Source organism: Streptomyces hirsutus (genome assembly GCF_001418415.1).
Classification (GTDB): Bacteria; Actinomycetota; Actinomycetes; order Streptomycetales; family Streptomycetaceae; genus Streptomyces; species Streptomyces hirsutus.
The window spans coordinates 1-4,813 of sequence record NZ_LIQT01000354.1 but is presented as its reverse complement, the minus strand read 5'-3'; the positions used below and the strand labels follow the sequence as shown (position 1 = coordinate 4,813).

At 68.5% G+C, this 4,813-nt stretch carries 4 protein-coding genes; all 4 read right to left on the bottom strand.

Going from position 1 to position 4,813, the window contains the following annotated elements:
- Positions 1-150: 150 nt before the first annotated feature.
- The 4 genes from AOK11_RS25485 to AOK11_RS25470 all read right to left on the bottom strand — a co-directional run bounded on the left by AOK11_RS25485 (position 151) and on the right by AOK11_RS25470 (position 4,681).
- Positions 151-1,140, bottom strand: a complete 990-nt coding sequence (locus tag AOK11_RS25485; protein ID WP_055596067.1) for a zinc-dependent alcohol dehydrogenase family protein — start codon at positions 1,138-1,140, stop codon at positions 151-153.
- On the bottom strand, positions 1,137-1,937 hold the full coding sequence (locus AOK11_RS25480; protein WP_055596068.1) for a carbohydrate ABC transporter permease: 801 nt from the start codon (positions 1,935-1,937) through the stop codon (positions 1,137-1,139). Before AOK11_RS25480 ends, AOK11_RS25485 begins: the two co-directional genes overlap by 4 nt.
- Positions 1,938-2,029: 92 nt before the next feature.
- Complete coding sequence (locus AOK11_RS25475) at positions 2,030-2,995, bottom strand: carbohydrate ABC transporter permease (RefSeq protein WP_055596066.1); 966 nt, start codon at positions 2,993-2,995, stop codon at positions 2,030-2,032.
- A gap of 315 nt (positions 2,996-3,310) precedes the next feature.
- Positions 3,311-4,681, bottom strand: a complete 1,371-nt coding sequence (locus AOK11_RS25470; RefSeq protein WP_055596065.1) for an ABC transporter substrate-binding protein — start codon at positions 4,679-4,681, stop codon at positions 3,311-3,313.
- Between the last annotated feature and the right edge of the window lie 132 nt (positions 4,682-4,813).

The window sequence follows — 4,813 nt, the reverse complement described above, 5'->3', positions numbered from 1 at the left end:
CGCGCCACGGACCTCGTCGCCACCGGAGTGCTCGCGCCGGACATCTTCATCAGCCACCGCCTCCCCCTCGACACCTACCCCGAGGCCCTGGCCCAGTTCGCCTCCGGCCAGGGCCGCAAAATCATCATCACCCCCTGACGCGGGCCCGCGTCAGGGGGTGATGATGATTTTGCGGCCCTGGCCGGAGGCGAACTGGGCCAGGGCCTCGGGGTAGGTGTCGAGGGGGAGGCGGTGGCTGATGAAGATGTCCGGGTCGAGCACTCCGGTGGCGAAGAGGTCCGCGGCGCGTTCGAAGCTGTGCAGGACGGCCATCGAGCCGGTGATGGTGATCTCCTGGTTGTAGATGCGGTACGGGTCGATCGTCACGCGGGTCGCGTAGTCGGCGACGCCGAACTGCAGGAAGGTGCCCGCCTTGGACACGCGCTCCAGGCCGTCCTGGATCGCCGCCGCGTTGCCCGTGGCGTCGATGACGAGGTCCCAGCCCTGGGGGCGGTCCAGTTCGTCCGGGTCCGCCGCCGAGGCGGAGACGCCCAGCTGCCGGGCGGTCTCCAGACGGGCCGGGTTGAGGTCCACCATGTCCACACTCGCCGCGCCGGTCCGCTTGGCCAGTTCCAGCATCATCAGGCCCATGGTTCCGGAGCCGTAGATCAGGACGTGTGCGCCGAGGCGGGACTGCAGCACGTCGTAGCCGCGCACCGCGCAGGAGAGGGGTTCGATCAGGGCGGCGTCCTGGGTGCGGACGTGTTCGGGCAGTTTGACGCAGTTCGCCACCGGGGCGACCGCGTACTGGGCGGCTCCGCCCGCGGTGGTGACGCCGATCGCGGCCCAGCGTTCACACATGTTGTTGTGACCGTTGCGGCAGTGGCGGCACTCGTAGCAGTACAGGGAGGGGTCCACGGCGACCTGGTCGCCGAGGGAGAGTTCGGTCACCGCGCTGCCGATGCCGACGACCTCCCCGGCGAACTCGTGGCCGGGGACGATGGGCAGTTTCGGCGCGAACTCGCCCTGGAGGATGTGCAGATCGGTGCCGCACAGCCCGCAGGCGGCGACGTCGACCACCACGTCGCGCGGTCCTGGGGTGGGGTCGGGGACCGTGGTGACGGTGACCTTGCCGGGGGCTTCGATGAGGGCGGCTTTCACTTGACTGCTCCTAGGGACAGACCGCGGACCAGCTTGTCCTGGGCGGCCCAGCCGGCGATGAGGACGGGCAGGGACACCAGGGTGGCGGCGGCGCACAGACGGGCGAGGAAGAGCCCCTCGTTGGTGATGAATCCGACGAGGAACACCGGGGCGGTGGAGGCTTTGGTGGCGGTGAGGTTGACGGCGAACAGGAACTCGTTCCAGCTGAAGATGAAGCAGATCAGCGCGGTGGCGGCGACCCCGGGCATGGCGACGGGGCCGACGATGCGCAGCAGCACCGTGGGCAGCCCGGCGCCGTCGACCTCGGCGGCCTCCAGGATCTCCTTGGGCACTTCGGCGAGGAAGGAGCGCATCATCCACACGGCGATCGGCAGGTTCATCGCGGTGTAGAGGATGATCAGCGTCCAGACGTTGTCCAGCATCCCGGCGTCCTTGACGATCAGGTACACCGGCAGCAGCGCCGCGATGACGGGCAGGAACTTCGTCGACAGGAAGAAGAACATCACGTCGGTCCACTTCTCGACCGGCTTGATGGACAGCGCGTAGGCCGCCGGGATCGAGAGGGCGAGCACGAGCAGCGTCGAAATGACGCTCGCCATGGCCGAGTTGAGCAGGAACGGCGTGATGTCGCGGCCCAGCAGCAGTTCGTACTGGTCCAGGGTGAAGGGCGCGAGCAGGCTGGGCGGGTTGGTGGCGGCGTCGGCCTCCTGGTGGAAGCTGGTCAGCACCATCCAGGCCACCGGCGCGAAGAAGGCCAGCGTGGCGAGCCAGGCGACGAAGGTCCACACCGGGGTCAGCCGCGGCGAGCCCTGGTCGCCCTGGGTGTTCTTGCGGCGGAACTTCTTTGGCCCGGCCGCGGGGGCGGCGGCCGGCGCCGTTCGGGTGGTGGTCACCGGGAGACCTCCTCACGGAACAGGGACGCGATGGTGCGCAGGGCGAACGTGGCGATGGCGATGGCGCCGATCACCACGACCACGCCGGCGGCGGCCGCCTCGCCGTACTCGTACTTGCGGAACATGGTCAGGTAGATCTCGTAGGGGAGGTTCGTGGTCTGTGAGCCGGGGCCGCCCTGGGTGATGGTGAAGACCGCGTCGAAGGTCTGCACGACGTAGATGGTCCCGAGCAGGACGCCCAGTTCGATGTACTGCCGCAGGTGGGGCAGGGTGATGTGGAGGAAGGTCTGCCGCGCCGAGGCGCCGTCGACCCGGGCGGCCTCCAGTACGTCGCCGGGCTGGGCCTGGAGACCGGCCAGCAGGATGAGCATCATGAACGGCGTCCACTGCCACACCAGCGCGACGATCACGGCGGGCATCGCCGAGTTCGACAGCCAGTCGATGGTGGGTCCGTTCTCGGCTCCGAAGAGGCGGTAGACGGCGTTCAGGGTGCCGTTGAGGAGGCCGTAGTCGGGGTTGTAGATGGCGTGCTTCCACAGCAGTGCGGCGGCGACCGGCATGACCAGGAACGGCGTGATGAGCAGGGTGCGGGCCAGGCCCCGGCCGGGGAAGCGGCGGTCGAGGAGCATCGCCAGGCCCAGTCCGAGGAGCACGCTGATGATCACCACCGACGCGGTGAGCAGGACGGTGTTCAGGACCGCAGCGCGCAGCCGCTCGTCGGTGAAGACGAAGGCGTAGTTGGACAGGCCGGTGAAGTGCCGTTCGCCCGGCTTGAGGATGTTCCACTGGAAGGTGGAGATCACGAGCGTGGCCACGAACGGCAGCTGCGTGACGATGATCGTGAAGATCAGCGCCGGCAGCAGCGGTACGCGGCGCCGCCACTTGTTCAGCGATTCGCGCCTGCCCGGCCGGTGCGGGGGGTCTTTGCGCACCGCGTTGGGTGCGGGAGTGAGCGTGGTCATGAGGGGTCCTTGAGCCGGCCGGTTGCGGCCGGGTATGGGGAAGCGGTGCCCGGTGCACCGGCCGAAGGCCCTCGTACGGGATACGGATGTACGGGGGTCCTCGGCCGGCGCGGGCGGGCGGTGTACGTGCCGGACGCGTGCTCTGCCGGATGCCGGATGCCGGATATCGGACGTCGTGCGACGGTGGGCGTCGTGCGCCGGCGGACTCTGTCTGTCGGCGCGCGGGCGCACCGGTGTCCGACGGGCGAGGGGGCACCGGCGTGGTCACCGGGTCACCGACCGGTGGTCACCTGGTGGTGGTCACCGACCGGCGGGTCACCGGTAGTTCTTGGCGACTTCCTCCGCGAGCTTCTGGCCGTTGGTCAGGGCCTTGTCCACGCTGGTCTTGCCGGCGATGGCCGCGGAGATGTCCTGCGTCACCTTGGTGCCGAGGTCCTGGAACTCGGGCACGGCCACAAACTGGACGCCGACCGTGGGCCGCGGCTGCACACCGGGGTTCGTCGGGTCCGCCTGCTCGATGGACTTGAGGGTGATGTCACCGAAGGCCGAGGCCGCTTCCTTGTACTCGGGGATCTCGTAGGTGCTGGCCCGCTTGCCGGCCGGGACGCGCGACCAGCCCAGCTTCTCGCCGACGAGCTTCTCGTAGTCCTTGCCGGACGCCCAGAGCATGAACTTCGACGCGGCGTCGGCCTTCTTGGTGGTCTTCGGCATCGCCCACGCCCAGGTCCACAGCCAGCCGGAGCTGTCCGTCTTGTTCACCGGCGCGTAGGCGTAGCCGACCTTGCCCGCGATCTTGCTGGAGCTGGCGTCCTCCAGCGAACCGGCCGCGCTGGTCGCGTCGTACCACATGGCGACCTTGCCCTGGCTCATCGCGTTGAGGCACTCGGTGAACCCGGACTGCGCCGCGCCCGCCTGGCCGTGCTTCTTGACGAGGTTGACGTAGAAGTCGGTCGCCTTCTTGAACTCGGGGCTGTCGACCTGGGCGTTCCAGTCCTTGTCGAACCAGGTGCCGCCGAAGGTGTTGACCACCGTGGACAGCGACGCGCCGAGCTCGCCCCAGCCGGCCAGGCCGCGCAGACAGATGCCCTTCATGCCGGGGCGTGCTCCGTCGGCCTTGGCGGCGATGTCGGCGACCTGCTCCCAGGTCGGCCGCTCGGGCACGGTGATGCCCTTCTCCTCCATGACCTCCTTGTTGTACATGAGGAAGGACGACTCGCCGTAGAACGGAAGCGCGTACAGCTTCTCGTCCTCACCGGACAGCGACTGGACCATGGGGTTGAGCAGGTCCTTCTTGTCGAAGGCGGTGTCCTTGTCGGCGTAGGAGCTCAGCTCCTGCAGCCAGCCGTTCTTGTTCCAGATGGGCACCTCGTAGGCGCCGATGGTGGCAACGTCGTACTGGCCGGCCTGGGTGGCGATGTCCTGGGTGACCTTGTCGCGCAGTTCGTTCTCGGGAAGGATCGTGAAGTTGACCTTGATGCCGGTGTCCTTGGTGAACGTGTCCTTCGTCAGCTTCGCTATGTCCTCCATCTGAGGGTTGCCGACCATGAGGACGTTGATGCTCTCGCCGCCGGCTTCCGGACTCGACCCGCCGGCCCCGCTGCACGCGGCCAGCAGTGAGCCCGCGGAGACGGCGACCAGCACGGCGCGGGTGCTTCTGCGGACCCGGGTGGTTTTCTGGTTGGGCATGGTTGGCTCCAGAGGTGTTCGTTCGAGAGCGGGGGAGACCCGCGCCCGGTCGGGCGAGTGCGTGGTGAAGCGGTGGTGGTGAGGTGTATCGGGTGTAGCGGTGGTGGTGGGGCCGGAATCGGGGCAGTGGTG